General features: G+C 67.4%; 15 protein-coding genes and 1 tRNA gene. 5 read left to right on the forward strand and 11 right to left on the reverse strand.

The genetic code is table 11. The features are described from left to right. Positions 1-58 precede the first annotated feature (58 nt). Positions 59-283: a hypothetical protein gene (locus ETX26_RS07555; protein WP_129523986.1), complete on the reverse strand. Its 225-nt coding sequence runs from the start codon at positions 281-283 to the stop codon at positions 59-61. Between the two features lie 461 nt (positions 284-744). On the opposite strand from ETX26_RS07555, the gene ETX26_RS07560 reads away from it, so the two are divergent. Continuing rightward, a complete protein-coding gene (locus ETX26_RS07560; protein ID WP_129523987.1) occupies positions 745-2,016 on the forward strand; it encodes a phospholipid carrier-dependent glycosyltransferase in 1,272 nt (423 codons plus the stop codon). 9 nt (positions 2,017-2,025) lie between these two features. Here the strand turns inward: ETX26_RS07560 and ETX26_RS07565 are convergent, their stop codons facing one another. The 6 genes from ETX26_RS07565 to ETX26_RS07590 form a co-directional block, all read right to left on the reverse strand. Next, complete coding sequence (locus ETX26_RS07565; protein ID WP_129523988.1) at positions 2,026-3,126, reverse strand: glycosyltransferase; 1,101 nt, start codon at positions 3,124-3,126, stop codon at positions 2,026-2,028. Positions 3,127-3,272: 146 nt separating this feature from the next. Then, positions 3,273-4,331 carry a 3-isopropylmalate dehydrogenase gene (gene leuB / locus ETX26_RS07570; protein WP_129523989.1) on the reverse strand — a complete coding sequence of 353 codons (1,059 nt, stop codon included), beginning with the start codon at positions 4,329-4,331 and terminating at the stop codon, positions 3,273-3,275. 66 nt (positions 4,332-4,397) lie between these two features. Next, complete coding sequence (gene recO, locus ETX26_RS07575) at positions 4,398-5,000, reverse strand: DNA repair protein RecO (protein WP_129523990.1); 603 nt, start codon at positions 4,998-5,000, stop codon at positions 4,398-4,400. A 13-nt stretch (positions 5,001-5,013) separates the two neighbouring features. Beyond that, entirely contained in the window at positions 5,014-5,265 is a 252-nt protein-coding gene (locus ETX26_RS07580) for an accessory factor UbiK family protein (protein WP_129523991.1), read from the reverse strand. Positions 5,266-5,301: 36 nt separating this feature from the next. Next, on the reverse strand, positions 5,302-5,859 hold the full coding sequence (locus ETX26_RS07585; protein ID WP_129524203.1) for a TspO/MBR family protein: 558 nt from the start codon (positions 5,857-5,859) through the stop codon (positions 5,302-5,304). 171 nt (positions 5,860-6,030) lie between these two features. Next, positions 6,031-6,804, reverse strand: coding sequence for a TlyA family RNA methyltransferase (locus ETX26_RS07590; RefSeq protein ID WP_129523992.1), 774 nt, complete (start codon positions 6,802-6,804; stop codon positions 6,031-6,033). Positions 6,805-6,857: 53 nt separating this feature from the next. Here ETX26_RS07590 and ETX26_RS07595 point away from each other — a divergent pair, with 53 nt between their 5' ends. Together ETX26_RS07595 and ETX26_RS07600 are read left to right on the forward strand one after the other, a co-directional pair. Continuing rightward, entirely contained in the window at positions 6,858-7,406 is a 549-nt protein-coding gene (locus ETX26_RS07595; RefSeq protein WP_129523993.1) for a hypothetical protein, read from the forward strand. Positions 7,407-7,865: 459 nt separating this feature from the next. Continuing rightward, positions 7,866-8,945: a branched-chain amino acid aminotransferase gene (locus tag ETX26_RS07600; RefSeq protein ID WP_129523994.1), complete on the forward strand. Its 1,080-nt coding sequence runs from the start codon at positions 7,866-7,868 to the stop codon at positions 8,943-8,945. Positions 8,946-9,258: 313 nt separating this feature from the next. Here the strand turns inward: ETX26_RS07600 and ETX26_RS07605 are convergent, their stop codons facing one another. Genes ETX26_RS07605 through ETX26_RS07615 form a run of 3 tightly spaced genes read right to left on the reverse strand, consistent with a single transcriptional unit; the run spans position 9,259 to position 12,844 of the window. Continuing rightward, complete coding sequence (locus ETX26_RS07605; protein WP_129523995.1) at positions 9,259-11,322, reverse strand: NAD(+) synthase; 2,064 nt, start codon at positions 11,320-11,322, stop codon at positions 9,259-9,261. After that, complete coding sequence (locus ETX26_RS07610) at positions 11,319-11,834, reverse strand: CinA family protein (RefSeq protein ID WP_225425538.1); 516 nt, start codon at positions 11,832-11,834, stop codon at positions 11,319-11,321. Before ETX26_RS07610 ends, ETX26_RS07605 begins: the two co-directional genes overlap by 4 nt. Continuing rightward, a complete protein-coding gene (locus tag ETX26_RS07615; protein ID WP_129523997.1) occupies positions 11,831-12,844 on the reverse strand; it encodes a DNA topoisomerase IB in 1,014 nt (337 codons plus the stop codon). Before ETX26_RS07615 ends, ETX26_RS07610 begins: the two co-directional genes overlap by 4 nt. 83 nt (positions 12,845-12,927) lie before the next feature. On the opposite strand from ETX26_RS07615, the gene yghU reads away from it, so the two are divergent. Further along, a complete protein-coding gene (yghU, locus tag ETX26_RS07620; protein WP_129523998.1) occupies positions 12,928-13,773 on the forward strand; it encodes a glutathione-dependent disulfide-bond oxidoreductase in 846 nt (281 codons plus the stop codon). Positions 13,774-13,822: 49 nt separating this feature from the next. Next, positions 13,823-13,897 (forward strand) — tRNA-Gln (locus ETX26_RS07625). Between the two features lie 422 nt (positions 13,898-14,319). Here the strand turns inward: ETX26_RS07625 and ETX26_RS07630 are convergent. Then, positions 14,320-15,189: a LysR substrate-binding domain-containing protein gene (locus ETX26_RS07630; protein ID WP_191984706.1), complete on the reverse strand. Its 870-nt coding sequence runs from the start codon at positions 15,187-15,189 to the stop codon at positions 14,320-14,322. Positions 15,190-15,303 lie beyond the last annotated feature (114 nt).

Consider the following 15,303-nt stretch of genomic DNA (forward strand, 5'->3'; position numbering starts at 1 on the left):
GCGCAACGAAAAAGGAAAATCCGTTACGGAACCGCGCCTTTCACACGGAAAGCGGCAATCAGACGCTCACAGGATCTTCGTCATCGTCGTCGGTGACGAGCAGAGCGATCATGCCCGCCGCGGCGATCGCGACGATGATCAGCGCTGGCCCGATGCCGCCGGCGAGTTCGGACTCTCCGCTCACGGGCTCCGACGCACGCTCGGCCATCTGAGCCTGGGCCGCAACGGGCGCGGCGACGAGCGATGCGGCCGCCATGGCCGGCAGGAGACTACGAAGTTTCATAAACAAATCACCCTTCAGTTCGGAATCGAGGTTCCCAGCACAAGACGGGCTTTAGGCGAGAATGTTCCCGGTTCTCATTTCCCTAAATCAACTTTCGTCATGCTTTCACCGCAGACGAATCACGCTTCACGGAAAGCAGATCATCCTGCGGAGGCGCGAGATCCTGAGGAAGCCCTTCCTTCCAACCATCGTCGGAGCGCCACATGCGTGTGCGGCACCACCGGCAGCGGCCGACATAGATCGTGCCTTCGCGGCGAATGCGGCGTCGCCGGACCTGGTGACCGAAGAGCGAGCAAACAACGTGACGAGCCATAGACGCACTCCATTCTCTGCGCCCCCGACAGTTGTTTCTTCCGAGTTCTCCCCCGCCCGGTTAGCCATGCCTATACACCAAATGTTACGACTTGTTCCATAGTCGGCCGACTTGCCCCATCGCGGGACGAACACTATCCATCCCGCCGATGAGCCGCCCGCCCGATCAGCCCTGTGACCCGATCGGGTGGAGCGCGACGATAGCGCTCGTCTTCCTCGCGCTCTGCCTCCTGCGAATCGCCATTCCAAGCGGGCCCTACTTCGACGAGATTCACTATCTTCCCGCGGCACGGGCGCTGATCGAGGGGAGCGAGTACCTGAACCGCGAGCACCCGCTGCTGGGCAAGGAGATCGTCGCGCTCGGCATGGCGCTGTTCGGCGACAATCCATGGGGCTGGCGACTGTTCTCCGCGCTCGCCGGGGCGGGAGCCCTCTTCGCCGGAATGCGGGCGCTGTGGTTCGCGAGCCTCTCGCGCTTTGCCGTCGTCGCATATGGTGTGCTGCTGGCAAGCGGGTTCGCGCTGTTCGTGCACAGCCGGATCGCGATGCTCGATGTCTTCTTCGTCGCGTTCTTGGCGCTTGCGTTGTGGCAATGTGCCGCGGCGGCGCGCGAGCCGGAGACGGGGCGGCGGCGCCTCGCGCTGGCGGGTGTCGCGCTCGGGCTGTCGATGGCGGCAAAGTGGAATGCGGTTCCGCTGGCTGTCGTGCCCGGCCTGGCTTTTCTCGCGGCGCGGCTGGCGGCCGGGCGGCGGCGGTTGCTCACCAGTCGCAGAGGCATTCCCGTGCCGGGCGTGTCGCTGCTCGAAGCCGCGCTGTGGCTCGGGCTCGTGCCGCTGGCGGTCTACTGGCTGACGTTCCTGCCCGCCTACGGCTTCGACAAGGGCGCGCTCGAGCCGGGCGGCTTCATCGAGCTTCACCGCCAGATCATCGCCCTGCAGGAAAGCGTGGTCGAACCGCATCCCTACCAGTCGCGCTGGCCCGAATGGATCTTCAACCTGCGCGCGATCTGGTACCTCTACGAGCCGGTCGACGAGGCCCAGCGCGGGATCCTGCTGATCGGCAATCCCCTGACCATGCTGCTCGGCCTGCCGGCCATGGTCTGGGCGATCTGGAGAGGCATCGGGGGCGACCGCGCGGCACTGGCGGTCGCGGTTCTCTACGTTGTGAGCCTGGGCTTCTGGATGGTCGTGAACAAGCCGGTCCAGTTCTACTATCACTACTTCCTGCCGAGTTGCTTCCTCCTCGCGGCGCTGGCGCTGGCGCTCGACGAGCTCCGGCAGCGCGGCTGGCGGCGGCTGACGACGGCAACGCTGCTCGCCAGCGTAGCGCTGTTCGCCTGGTTCTACCCGATCCTCAGCGCCGCGCCGCTCGCGGGAGAGCAGAGCTTCGCCTTCTGGATGTGGCTCGACGGGTGGCGGTGATCCGGCTCGTCAGCGCCGCCGCCAGACGAAGCGGCTCGACAAGGCGTAATTCCACACCGCTCCGACTACGATCCCCGCGCCCGCGGCGAGGAGCCAGTGGAGGCCCTGCTGCTTCAGGAGCCCCGCGACCGCGATGTTCGCGACCGCGCCGACCGAGCAGGTGGCGCAGAAAGCCGCCCAGCCCCGCAGGAATGCGGCCGCACCCGTTAGCCGCCGGTCGCGGTAGGTGAGCCAGTTGTTGAGCCAGAAGTTGAACGTCATTGCGGCGAAAGTCGCCGCCGCCTGCGCCGGCAGGAACGCCGTCCCGAGTGCGCGGTAGAGCAACGCCAGCACCGCGAGGTGGACCAGCACGCCGAGGCCACCCACGGTGCCGAATAGCGCGAAGCGGGTCGGAACCACGCGGCCGAAGCTCTTGTCGTAGAGGCCGACGAGGAAATCGAAAGCGATCGCGCGGTCGAGCTTGCTGGTGCCGCTGCGGCGCTCGCCGAACTGCAGCGGGAACTCCTTCACCCGCAGCGGCGCGGGAGCGCTCGCGAGCAGATCGAGCAGGATCTTGAAGCCGATGCCCGACAGGCGCGGCGCGAGCGCGCGCGCTCTGGCAGTCTTCATCAGGAAATAGCCGCTCATCGGATCGCTTAGTTCGACTCCGGCGATCCGCCGCGCGAGGCGGTTGGCCAGGCGGGAGCTCTTCTCGCGGCGTGCGCTCAGGAGCCCATCGAGGCTGGCGCCCTCCACGAACCGGCTGGCGACGGCCACGTCGCATACCCCGCGCTGCATCGCATCGAGCATCGCGGGAAGCAGCGCGGGATCGTGCTGGTGGTCGGCGTCCATCACGGCGACAAACGGCGCCGCAGTGGCGCAGATGCCTTCGACCGCGGCCGAGGCGAGCCCGCGCCGCCCGATCCGCTCGATCACCCGCACCCGCGGGTCCGCACGCGCGAGCCGCCGCGCTTCTTCCGCCGTGCCGTCGGGGCTCGCGTCGTCGACCACGATCGCCTCCCATCCCGCGGGCCCGAGCACGGCGTCGATCCGCGCGATCAGCGGCGCGAGGTTCTCGCGCTCGTCGAGCGTGGGGAGGACGATGGCGAGAGTGGGAAACGGCTGCGCCACGTAATTCGCTCGTCACGCCTGCCGAGCGCCGATGCGGTGGCAAGATGCCGAGGCATGGAGGTCGTGATTGGCGGCCGCGCGGCACATCGGCGCCGGATAGGCCCCTGCCTGCGCAGGGGCGATGGAAATCTTGAAACGGGTCGGCTTCAAAGCCGCTCCAGCACCGCGTCACCGACGGCTTCGGTGCCTGCATCGCCGCCGAGGTCCGCGCCGCGGACGCCCTCGGCAAGCGCCTTCGCCACCGCCGCCTCGATCCGCACCGCCTCTGCCTCGCGGCCGAAGCTGTGGCGCAGCATCATGGCGGCGGATAGGATCGTCGCCATCGGGTTGGCCCGGCCCTTCCCCGCAATATCGGGCGCGCTGCCGTGGATCGGCTCGTAGAGCCCGAAGGTGCCGTGCGCGGTCCGCCGCTCGCCCAGCGAGGCGCTGGCGAGCAGACCGATCGACCCGACGCACATGCTCGCCTGATCGGAGAGGATGTCGCCGAACAGGTTGCCGGTCACGACCACGTCGAACCGGCCGGGATCGCGCACGAGCTGCATCGCGGCATTGTCGACATACATGTGCTCGAGCGCAACCTCGGGATAGTCGGCGGCGACCTCGTTCACCACGTCGCGCCAGAGTTGGCTGGTTTCGAGCACGTTGGCCTTGTCGACGCTGACCAGCCGCCGGTCGCGCCCCCGCGCGGCGCGGAACGCGACGTGCGTGATGCGGCGCACCTCGTCCTCGGCATAGGCCATCATGTCCCAGCCCTGCCGCCGGCCATCGTCGAGCGTGCGCGTGCCCTTGTCGCCGAAATAGACGTCGCCGTTGAGCTCGCGCACGATCAGCAGGTCGATCGCGCGGGCGATCTCCGGCCGCAGCGCGGACATGGCCTCGAGGCCGGGGAAAGTCGTGGCGGGGCGGAGGTTGGCGAAGAGGCCGAGCTCCGCCCGCAGGCCGAGTATCGCCTGCTCGGGCCGCAAATGCCGCTCCAGCCCGTCGCAGGCCGGATCGCCCACCGCGCCGAACAGAACGGCGTCGGCGGCGCGCGCCATCTCGAGCGTCTCGGCCGGCAGCGGGTGGCCATGGCGATGGTAGGCCGCGCCGCCCACATCGCCTTCGAACAGCACCATGCCCGGCAGGTCGAACGCCTGGAGCACGCGCACGGCCTCGCGCGTGACTTCGGGGCCGATCCCGTCGCCGGGGAAGATAGCGATCTTCATGGTGCTGGATTTCCTCCGTCTTGCGCGCGCAACAGGCCGCGCCTGCCGACGGCCGGGGAACGGCGCTCACCCGGCCATTTTCGCCAGCCGCTCGCACAGCATGGTGCGGGCGGCCATAACATCGCCCCGGCGGTCGGCAAGCAGGTAGCGCTCCAGCAGAGGCCCCTGTGCGGCAAGGATTTCGAGCAGCGACTCAAGCCCGGCTTCGGCAGGCGGCGGCCCGCCGCCATAGCCCAGCTCGCGCAGCAGCAGCGCCTCATACGCGACCAGCGCCCGCAGCCACCCGCGCGCCGAGGGTGCGTGACAGATCGCGTCAAGAAGTGCGGTCAAGGCGCTGTAGAGATTGGGATAGGCATTGCGTTCGGGCAAGGCCGTGGCGGTCAGGGCGGTGACCCAGCCGATCGCTGCGGCCGGAAGCGGCTCGGCCAGCCACGGCCCGCGGCTTTGCACCAGTTCGAGCCTGGCGAACGGCAGCTGGCTCTCCGACCGCGCGCGCAGGTCGACCTCGACCACGTTGCCGGGGATCACCACCGGCCGCAGCTGCCGCCCGCGCCCGCCCGCGACATAGCCGGCGACGAGCCCATGCTCCTCCGTCAGCATCCGCGCGATCACCGCCGTCTCCCCATGCGGCCGCGCGGCGAGAAGAATGGCGGGTGCGCGAAAGTTCATCGCGCGCGGCGGATCACCCGCCGCCGATGCGGGCTTCAAGGGCGGCGATGCGGTCGGCCAGGGCTTCGTTTTCCTCGCGCGCGCGGGCGGCCATGGCCTTGACCGCGTCGAACTCCTCGCGGCTGACGAAGTCCATCCCGCCCATCGCTTCCTTCACCCGCTCGCGTGCGCTTTCGCGGGCCTCGCGGGTCATGCCGGCGAACGTGCCGGCCGCCCCGTTGAGGAGCTTCACGAAATCGGCGATCATCGGGTTCTGGCTCTGCATGCGCCCTATTTGGGCGCGGGAGGCGCGAAGCTCAACTCAAATTTCGATCCGCTGGACGGCGCCGCGGCTCTCGCCCGCGCCGTCTGCGGCGGGGTTGAGGCGCAGGAACTCGTAGTTGAGCGCCGTGGCGAAGAGTATCCACGCCAGGTACGGCAGCAGGAGCAGCGCGGCGAGCCGGCGCACGCGCCAGAACAGCACAATCGTCACGATCACCAGCACGTCCAGCGCCACCAGGATGCCGAGCGCGACGGTCATCTGATGCAGGCCGAAGAACACCGGGGTCCAGGCGAGATTGACGACGAACTGCAGCCCGAACGCCGCCACCGCCGCCGTCCGCCCGCGTGCCCCCCAGGCGGCGCAGACGAGCGCGAGCGCGAACCCCATGACGGCATAGAGGATCGTCCACACGATCCCGAACCACATCGGCGGCGGGAAGATGGTGGGCTTGGTCAACCCTGCAAACCATGCGTTCTCCGGACCGCTCTGCGCAAGATTGCCCGCGAGAAAGCCTAGCAGCATGCAGGCGGGAACCGTGAACAGCGCCCAACGCACGACACTGGCGCGCAATTGCCCGCGCGAGGCAAGAGTAGTCATCGAGTCCCCCGACAGCCGGCTGCCGGTCGATTCGGCAGAGGAGGTCATATTGGCGAGCGGGCCCGGGCCGCGCAAGCAAGCGGGCGCGTGGCGTGCCAGTGCGGGATCGGGTGCGAAAGGGTCGCAGCATTTCCGCTCGTCATCCCAGCGAAAGCCGGGATGGCGAGGATATCAAGGCGCGTGCTCGTCCTCTGTCGGCAAATGCGGCTCGCCCCGCGCCGCGGAGATCAGGAACTCGACGTTGCCCTCCGGCCCGGTGATCGGGCTTTCGACGACCCCCTGCACCGTCCAGCCCTCGCCTTCGAGCCACGCGCGCACCTCGCCGCAGACGCGCGCATGCAGCGCCGGATCCCGCACGACGCCGCCCTTGCCGACTTCCTCACGTCCGACTTCGAACTGGGGCTTGATCAGCGCCACCAGCCGGCACTCGGGTGCTGCAAGTTCCAGCGGCCTTTCCAATACCTTGGCGAGCGAAATGAAGGACGCATCGCAGACGACCCAGTTGCACGAGCGGTCAATCTGCGTGCGCGTGAGAATGCGCGCGCTGGTCTGCTCGAGCACCGTGACGCGCGGATCCTGCCGCAGTCTCCAGGCGAGCTGATTGGTGCCCGAATCGACCGCAAAGACGTGCTCCGCGCCGTTCTGCAGAAGCACGTCGGTGAAGCCGCCGGTGGAGCTGCCGATATCCATCGCCACGGCCCCCGCCGGGTCGAGCGCAAAGTGCTCCAACGCATGCGCCAGCTTGAGGCCGCCCCGCGAGACCCACGGGTGGTCGCGACCGCGTACTTCCAGCGGCGCATCGTTCGGCAGTTGCTGACCGGCCTTGGCGAGCCTGGTTTCGCCCGAGAACACGAGGCCCGCCATCACCAGCGCCTGCGCGCGGGTGCGGCTTTCCGCGAGGCCGCGGGCGACGAGCAGTTGATCGAGGCGTTGTTTGGCCGGCATGGACCCAAACCCCGTTACCGGTCATTGTCGTTTTGAGAAACCGGGAGATTCGCTTGACTGTCCGCTCGACCCGCCGCGCAGCCCTTATCGCCGCCACCTGCGTCGCCCTCGCTTCCTGCGTCACGCCTGCGCCGGAGCCACCTCCGCCGGCGCCCGCTCCGAGCCCCGCACCCGAACCCGCCCCACCTCCGGCAGCGGCGCCCACTTACGACAATTGGGCTGACGCGCCGCAAACACCGGGCAACTGGTATTTTCGTAACAGGCCCGGCGGCTCGCAGGCGGTGTTCGGCCCCGCCAACAGCGAGGCAATCTTCACGCTCACCTGTAACCTGCCCGAGCGGACGGTCACGATGACCCGCGCGGGTCGCGCAAGCGGCGAGACGGCAATGCGCATCCGAACCGAGACGCGCGACCGCACGGTCGCCGCGCGCCAGGTGAGCACGGAACTGCCGATGATCGCCGGAACACTCCCCGCAACCGACCCTCTGTTCGAGGCGATGGCGTTCTCGAAGGGCCGTTTCGCCGTCGAAACGCAGGGGCTCGCGACGCTCTATATCCCGAGCTGGCCCGAAGTGACGCGGGTGATCGAGGATTGCCGGTAAATCCGGTGCTGCGCGCGCAGATCGAGGAGGAGAATGGAACCCGTTAATTCTCACGGGCCACAGCGATCAATTCTGACTTGGGAAAAGTTTTTTTCAAGGCTTGTTTTCGCGGACTCGCTGACTCACATTCGCAGGTGAGGCCAGCGGCGAGCGCGGCTCTCACCCGGCAGTGAAACGCAGGGTTCGGCTAAATAGCGCGAAAGGAGGTGATCCGATGTCTCATGGTTCAGCAGGGAGGTCGGTACGTTTCCGCGCGAGGCACTATCGCTGAGCAGACAGCGATAGAGGTTTCGTGAGCGGCGCTATCGGCCGCTGACCATGCGAAAGGTCGTTTCGGCTCAGGCCGAAGCGGCCTTTCTCATTTTTTGGGCGTCTTTCTCGCAGGGTACCTGCCCCACCCGACGTGCGCCCGGAGGATCGGCCTTGCTCTGCCCGCTTCTCCACATTACGCGGCGCTCCATGGATTTCGAACACATCCCCCACGCCGCCCCGGTTCCCTCCGCCACACGCGACGAGGCGCTTGCCAACCCCGGTTTCGGAACGCTGTTCACCGACCACATGGTCGAGATCGACTACGACGCCGACAAGGGCGGCTGGTATTCGGCCCGGGTCTGTCCGCGCCAGCCGATCAGCCTCGATCCGGCGGCGGCGGTGCTGCACTACGCGCAGGAAATTTTCGAGGGGATGAAGGCCTACCGCCAGGACGACGGCGGGATCGCCCTCTTCCGGCCCGAGGCGAATGCACGGCGCTTCAACCAGTCGGCCGACCGCATGGCCATGCCGCACCTGCCGGAGGAGCTGTTTCTGGAATCGATCCGCCGCCTGCTCTCGGTGGACAAGGACTGGTTTCCGACCGTCGAGGGCGGATCGCTCTACCTGCGGCCTTTCATGTTCGCGAGCGAGGCGTTCCTCGGCGTGCGCCCGGCGAGGCAGTACAAGTACCTTCTGATCGCTTCTCCTGCGGGCAACTACTTCAAGTCGGGTGCGCCGGCGGTGAAGATCTGGGTCAGCCGCGACTACGTGCGTGCGGCCCCGGGCGGCACGGGCGCGGCCAAGACCGGGGGCAATTACGCCGCGAGCCTGGTCCCCCAGGCCGAGGCGATCGAGAAGGGCTGCGACCAGGTCGTGTTCCTCGACGCGGCCGAGCGCAAGTGGGTCGAGGAGCTGGGCGGCATGAACCTGTTCTTCGTGTTCGACGACGGCAGCGTCGTCACACCGCCGCTCAGCGGCACGATCCTGCCCGGCATCACCCGCAACAGCCTGATCGCCCTGCTGCGCGAGGAAGGGCTGGAGGTGCGGGAGGAACTCTACTCGATCGACCAGTGGCGCGACGACGCGAACAGCGGCCGTCTGATCGAAACCATGGCCTGCGGCACCGCGGCGGTCGTCACCCCCGTCGGCACGGTCGCAGGACCGGACGGCGAGTTCACCATCGGCAGCGGCGGTCCGGGCCAGCTCACGACCAAAGTGCGCGAGAAGCTCGTCGGCATCCAGCGCGGGCGGGTGGAGGACACCTACGGCTGGGTGATGCGGTTGTAACGACGGTGTGAGTCCCCGCGAAGGCGGGGACCTCAGGCCGCAAGCGGAGCGCCAGATTGCCTGAGGTCCCCGCCTTCGCGGGGACTCGCGAGCGCTCACATCGGCGGGTTTTCCAGGCCTCAGCGTCGCGCGCTCGTTCCCTTCTGATCCTCCCCATTTTCGCCGCAGGCGCAAATGGGGAGGTGGCAGACGCCGCAGGCGTCTGACGGAGGGGCACTGGCAACGAATAACCCCTCCACCCCGAGCCGCTTCGCGTCTCGCGGTCCCCCTCCCCATTTGTCCTGCGGAAAAATGGGGAGGATCTTGGCTGTGCTCACATCGGCGGCAGGGCGCGGCGCAGTTCTTCCAGCCACGCGCTGGCCACCGCGTCGCTCGGGGCGCGCCAGTCGCCGCGGGGGCTTAGCGCGCCGCCGGCACTGACCTTCGGGCCGTTGGGCAGCGCGCTGCGCTTGAATTGGCTGAAGGCGAAGAAGCGCTTGAGGAAGTTCTCCAGCCACTTCGCGATCGTGGCGAGATCGTATTCGTTCTTCGCCGCTTCGGGGAACTCTACCGGCCACAGTCCAGCGCTGGCATCCTTCCAGGCGTGCCACGCGAGGAAGGCGATATGGCCCGGCGCGTGGCCCCAGCGGATCGTGTGGTGGAGGAAGAAGTCGTTGAGTTCGTAAGGGCCGATCACGCTCTGCGTGCTCTGGATTTCGCCGTCCTCGCCGGCGGGCACGAGCTCGGGGCTGATCTCGGTCGCGAGGATCGCCTCGAGCACCGCGTCGGTCTCCGAATCGAACTGGTCGGTGCGCGTGGCCCAGCGGATCAGGTACTGGATCAGCGTCTTGGGCACGCCGGAGTTCACGGCGTAGTGGCTCATCTGGTCGCCCACGCCGTAAGTGCACCAGCCGAGCGCGAGCTCCGATAGGTCTCCAGTGCCGAGCACGAAGCCGGAATGCTGCCCGGCGAGACGGAACAGGTAATCGGTGCGCAGGCCCGCTTGCACGTTCTCGAACGTCGTGTCGTAGACCGGCTCGCCCTTCGCGAAGGGGTGCCCGATGTCCTCCAGCATGCGCTGCGCGGCGGGGCGGATGTCGATCTCCTCCGCGGTGATCCCCATCGCCTCCATCAGTTTCCAGGCGTTCGACTTGGTGCCCTCGGAGGTCCCGAAACCGGGCATGGTGTAGCCGCGGATCGTGGTGCGCGGCAGGTCGAGCCGGTCGCAGACCTTGGCCGCGACGAGCAACGCGTGCGTGCTGTCGAGCCCGCCCGATACGCCGAGCACCATGTGCTGGCCGCTGGTCGCCTGGAAACGGCGCATGAGCGCGTCGATCTGGATGTTGAACGCCTCGTAGCAATCCTCGTCGAGCTTGTGCGGCCGGTTGGGGACGAAGGGAAAACGGCGGATCGGGCGGATCAGGCCGCTGTCGCCCGGCACGGCGGCATGTTCGAAGCGGACGCGGCGGTAGAGGTGTTCCGGCCGCCCGGCCGCCTCGGCGCCATCGTTGAAGGTCTGCATCCGCATCCGGTCACCTAGGATGCGCGGAATGTCGACGTCGGCCATGCAGAGTTCGGGTTTGAGGTCGAAGCGCTGGCTCTCGGCGAGCAGATCGCCGAGTTCGTAGATCATCCCCTGCCCGTCCCACGCGAGATCGGTCGTGCTTTCGCCGTGGCCGCTCGCCGAATAGGCATAGGCGCAGACCGCCCGGCTCGACTGCGACCGGCACAGCATGTGCCGCTCGTCGGCCTTGCCGATGGTGATGTTCGAGGCGGAGAGATTGAGTACGATCGTCGCCCCCGCCAGCGCCGCGCGCGTCGACGGAGGTTCGGGCGCCCAGAAGTCTTCGCAGATTTCCAGCGCGAAGCAGAAGCCGGGCAGGTTCTCCGCTTCGAACAGCACGTCAGTGCCGAACGGCGTGGTCTCGCCGCCGACCGTGATCTCCAGGCCGATGCAGCCGCGCCCGTGGGCGAACCAGCGCTTCTCGTAGTACTCGCGGTAATTCGGCAGGAAGCTCTTGGGCACGACCCCGAGCAGCCGCCCCCCCGCGATCGCAAGCGCACAGTTGTAGATGCGGCCGTTCCGGCGCAGCGGGGCCCCGATGACGGCAACCGGCGACAGCTCGGCGCTCGCCGTCACGATCTCGCCCACGCCGCGCTCGACCGCATCCAGCAGCGCCGTCTGCATGTGAAGATCGTCGATCGCGTAGCTGGACAGCGAGAGCTCGGGAAACAGCACCACGTCCGCCTGCCGTTCGTGCGCCTTGCGCAGTTCGTCGAGGATGCCTTCCACATTGGCCGCGACGTCGGCGGTCCGCGTGCGGGGCGTGGCGGTGGCGACCCGCACGAACCCGTGGGTGCGGCGGTCGAAGAACGGGTGATCGGTATGGTCGGTCATGCGCGGAGCGCGTTGTCCACCATGTCCAGCGCGACTGCAAGCGCGGCGATGCGCACGCCGTCCCGGCCGATCGCGCCAAAGTGCTCCTCGCGGTGGGCGACCTCTCCGTCGTGAGCGCCGCAGGCGAAGTGGACCAGGCCTTCCTCATCGCCGTCTCCGCCCGGCCCCGCGAAGCCGGTAATCGCCACCCCGATGCCCTTGCGCGAGCGGTGGAGCGCCCCTTTCACCATCGCGATCGCGATCTCGCGGCTCACCGCCCCGCACCGCTCAAGCTCATCACGGTCGACCATCAACAGATCGCACTTCGCATCGTCCGAATAGACAACGAAGCCGCGCTCGAAGATGTGGCTGCACCCAGGCACATCCGTCAGCAACGCCGCGAGCAGGCCGCCGGTGCAGCTCTCGGCCGTGATCAGCGGAATTTCGCGTTCCGCCGCCAGGCCGAGGACTTCACGCGCCTTCTTCGACAGGTCTTCCGGCAGAATCGGATCGAGCGTTTCGGTCTTGCTCACGCGGCTAGCAGCTCCTCGGTGCGGGGCGCCGCCTCCAGCAGTTCGATGAGCCCGCGCTCCTCGCGGGCCAGCCACTGCGTTGCACGCGGCAAGGTCAGCTCGGCGCGCCATTCCTCCTGCCGCTCGACCAGATCGATCACGGCGGGATGGACATAGCTCCTGCGCGTCACTGCAGGCGTGTTGCCGAGATGCTCGGCGACGACATCCAGCATGGCCTTGAGCGTCAGTCGCTCGTCCGCCTCGGCCAGCATCTGAAAGCCCAGCGCGCTCGCGTGCCAGGTGCGAAAGTTCTTGGCGGTGAAGTGCTCGCCCATGGTCTCGCACAGGTATTCGTTGACGTCGTGCGAGCCGACAGCGTGCAGTTCGCCCTCGTCGTCGACATACTGGAACACATGCTGCCCCGGCAGGTCCTGCATCATGCGCACGACACGTGCCAGGGCGCCGTCGGTCAGCGAAACCTCGCGGAGCTTTCCGGACTTGCCCTTGTAGCGCAGCCGCAGCGTCCGCCCGGTCACCTCGGCATGGCGCTGGCGCAGCGTGGTCGCGCCGTAGCTTCGGTTCGCCTTGGCATAGCCCTCGTTCCCGATCCGCATTGCGCCGAGATCGAGCAGCCGCACGACGCTCGCGATCGCGCGCTCGCGCGTCAGCTTTCGACCGGCAAGATCCTCCTCCACCCGCTTGCGCACCAGCGGCAGCAGGTTGCCGAAGGCGAGGCAGCCGTCGAACTTCTCGCACTCGCGCCAGCTGCGGAAGTCGGGGTGATAGCGATACTGCTTGCGTCCCTTGGCATCGACGCCGGTGGCAAGGATGTGCCCGTTGGGCGCAGGGCAGAACCAGGCGTCCTGGTAAGCCGGTGGCAGCGCGATCGCGTTGAGCCGCTTGCGCTCCTCGGGGTCGCGGATCAGCTCGCCGTGGGGATCGTAGTAGGCCCAGCCTTTCCCCGCCCGCCTGCGCGTGATGCCCGGAAGCTCGTCGTCGACATAAATGAGCTTGGGCGCGCAGGTGGCCATGGCACAAGGAACCGCGCTTGCCGCTTGCGGTTCCGCGCTCCCCGACCCATTTCGTGCGCTCGACGCACAACAGGGAGCCCGCAATGGCCGATCCGACCTACACCCCGCCCGCAGTCTGGACCTATATCGAAAGCGGCGGGAAGTTCGCCGGCATCAACCGCCCCACCGCCGGCGCGCGCGAGGAGCGCGATCTGCCGGTGGGCGAGCATCCGTTCCAGCTCTACTCGCTCGCCACGCCCAATGGGGTGAAGGCCGGCGTGATGCTCGAGGAATTGCTAGAAGCCGGTCACGCCGCGGAATACGACGCCTGGACGATCCAGATCTCGGACGGCGACCAGTTCACCAGCGGCTTCGTCGACGTGAACCCGAACAGCAAGATCCCCGCCCTGCTCGACCGCAGCGGTCCCGAGCCCGTGCGCGTGTTCGAAAGCGGCGCGATCCTGATGCACCTCGCGGAGAAGTTCGGCGCGCTGCTCCCCACCGACCGCACCCGCGCCGAAGTGCTGAGCTGGCTGTTCTGGCAGGTCGGCAGCGCCCCGTTCATCGGCGGTGGCTTCGGCCACTTCTATGCCTATGCGCCCGAGAAGTACGAGTATCCGATCAACCGCTACGCGATGGAGACCAAGCGCCTCTTCGATGTCGCGGACCAGCGGCTGGCGCAGAGCGAATACCTCGGCGGAAAGGACTACACGATCGCCGACATTGCGACCTGGCCCTGGCTCTCCCCCTTCGTGCTCGGCGGGATTTACGGCGAGGCACGCCAGTTCCTCTCGATCCACGAGTACCGGCACGTGGAGCGCTGGGTGAAGCAGATTTCCGAGCGTCCCGCCGTCAGGCGCGGCCGAATCGTCAACAAGACCTGGGGCGAGGACGACGAGCAATTGCGCGAGCGCCACTCGGCCGCCGATTTCGCGGGAAAGAAGGTCTGATCGCCCCCTTCCCTTGGCGGCTCAAGCCGCTATAGGGGCCGGCGCCTGCTGGGGCGTAGCCAAGTGGTAAGGCAGCGGTTTTTGGTACCGCCATGCGCAGGTTCGAATCCTGCCGCCCCAGCCAACCGCGTCCTCAAGATTCGGTTCCTTTGCAAAGCCTTATGGCAAAATCGAGCGACTAGCGAGATCGACAGAGCTGGCCCCAGCTAGATCGGGTTCGACGGCTATTTTGTCACGATCTCCGTCATGATTTTATCTGCGCCGGGGAGCCGACTGGAGTCGGTCGATGGCAAGAAAAGTTGCGCTTACGCCGCCTGCATCGACGCGTTGAAAACGCGACTACTGTCCGATCTTCTGACGCCTGGCCTCGCCATTGAGGTTCTCGGTGGCGGCAAGAAGCGGTGGCGATATCGCCGGCAGGGAGCCGGCACGAAGATCGTCGCGCCGATGTTCGGTGGAGTGTCCGAGAGCGGAAATGGCCGCCCTGAGTGCCGGCATCATAGGAGCGGACGGCCGCTTGGAGAAATTCCTGCTGGAGCTCTTCGACTATGCGGCGGGATTTCCAAGCCGCTCTGCAAGAAAATCGACGAACACGCGCACGCGCGCTGGCGTATTGGCCCCGCCGACGAAAACCGCGTGGATTGCTTCGACATCGCCGGGGTTGAACTCTTCGAGCAAAGGAACGAGCTGACCGGTCGCGATTTCCTCGGCCACGCTGAATGCGCCCACTCGTGTGATGCCAACCCCCGCGGCGGCAAGCTGGCCAAGCGTTTCGCCGTTATTGGCCTCGATGCTGCCCGCAACCGACAACGCGCAGTCGCGCCCATCCTTGCGGAACGGCCAGATCGGCTCGGCACGGCGGAAATTGAAGCTAAGGCAATTGTGGCCGTGCAGATCCTCGGGCACGAGCGGCGTGCCGTGGCGCGCCAGGTAGGTCGGCGAGGCGACAATGACGCGGCGGGTCTCGCCCAGCTTGCGCGCGGTCAGCGGACTGTCCGCCAGCGGTCCGAAACGAACCGCAACATCCGCCTGGCCAGCGGCCACGTCCACGAGCGTGTCGGTGAGACCGATATCGACCAGAATGTGTGGGTATCGCTGCACGAACTCACCGAGCAAGGGGACGACGCAAAGCCGCCCGTGCGACAAGGCAGCGCTGACGCGGAGCCTGCCACGCGGTGCGCCTTGATCCGCGATCTCCTGCTCGACGTCGTCGAGGTCTGCCAGGATGCGACGCGCGCCGCATAGGTAGGCATGCCCTTCGGCGGTGAGCGTTAGCGCGCGGGTCGATCGCAGCAGCAGGCGGACGCCGAGCCGCTCCTCGAGCCGGTCGATGGCCCGGCTGATGGCGGACGGAGTCAGCCCGAGCAGCCGGGCCGCTGCCGAGAAGCTGCCCTCGGCCACAACGATGGCGAACATCTCCAGCGCTCGAGCGCGATCGTCCCGTGCAGTCTTTGCCTTCAAGTCAAAAGTCCTTCGCTTACGACCGGGCTACCCAGCCCCGTGCGCGCCTTCCACTTATGCATCTCTATC

Source organism: Pelagerythrobacter rhizovicinus (assembly GCF_004135625.1).
GTDB lineage: Bacteria > Pseudomonadota > Alphaproteobacteria > Sphingomonadales > Sphingomonadaceae > Pelagerythrobacter > Pelagerythrobacter rhizovicinus.

What these genes read in the sequence shown, in the direction of transcription:
- ETX26_RS07585 (WP_129524203.1), bottom strand. Translation starts at nt 5,859, where the DNA reads ATGACTACTCTTGCCTCGCGCGGGCAATTGCGCGCCAGTGTCGTGCGT.
- ETX26_RS07615 (WP_129523997.1), bottom strand. Translation starts at nt 12,844, where the DNA reads ATGGCCACCTGCGCGCCCAAGCTCATTTATGTCGACGACGAGCTTCCG.
- ETX26_RS07630 (WP_191984706.1), bottom strand. Translation starts at nt 15,189, where the DNA reads ATGTTCGCCATCGTTGTGGCCGAGGGCAGCTTCTCGGCAGCGGCCCGG.
- ETX26_RS07590 (WP_129523992.1), bottom strand. Translation starts at nt 6,804, where the DNA reads ATGCCGGCCAAACAACGCCTCGATCAACTGCTCGTCGCCCGCGGCCTC.
- yghU (WP_129523998.1), top strand. Translation starts at nt 12,928, where the DNA reads ATGGCCGATCCGACCTACACCCCGCCCGCAGTCTGGACCTATATCGAA.
- ETX26_RS07555 (WP_129523986.1), bottom strand. Translation starts at nt 283, where the DNA reads ATGAAACTTCGTAGTCTCCTGCCGGCCATGGCGGCCGCATCGCTCGTC.
- recO (WP_129523990.1), bottom strand. Translation starts at nt 5,000, where the DNA reads ATGAACTTTCGCGCACCCGCCATTCTTCTCGCCGCGCGGCCGCATGGG.
- ETX26_RS07560 (WP_129523987.1), top strand. Translation starts at nt 745, where the DNA reads ATGAGCCGCCCGCCCGATCAGCCCTGTGACCCGATCGGGTGGAGCGCG.
- ETX26_RS07605 (WP_129523995.1), bottom strand. Translation starts at nt 11,322, where the DNA reads ATGACCGACCATACCGATCACCCGTTCTTCGACCGCCGCACCCACGGG.
- ETX26_RS07600 (WP_129523994.1), top strand. Translation starts at nt 7,866, where the DNA reads ATGGATTTCGAACACATCCCCCACGCCGCCCCGGTTCCCTCCGCCACA.
- leuB (WP_129523989.1), bottom strand. Translation starts at nt 4,331, where the DNA reads ATGAAGATCGCTATCTTCCCCGGCGACGGGATCGGCCCCGAAGTCACG.
- ETX26_RS07580 (WP_129523991.1), bottom strand. Translation starts at nt 5,265, where the DNA reads ATGCAGAGCCAGAACCCGATGATCGCCGATTTCGTGAAGCTCCTCAAC.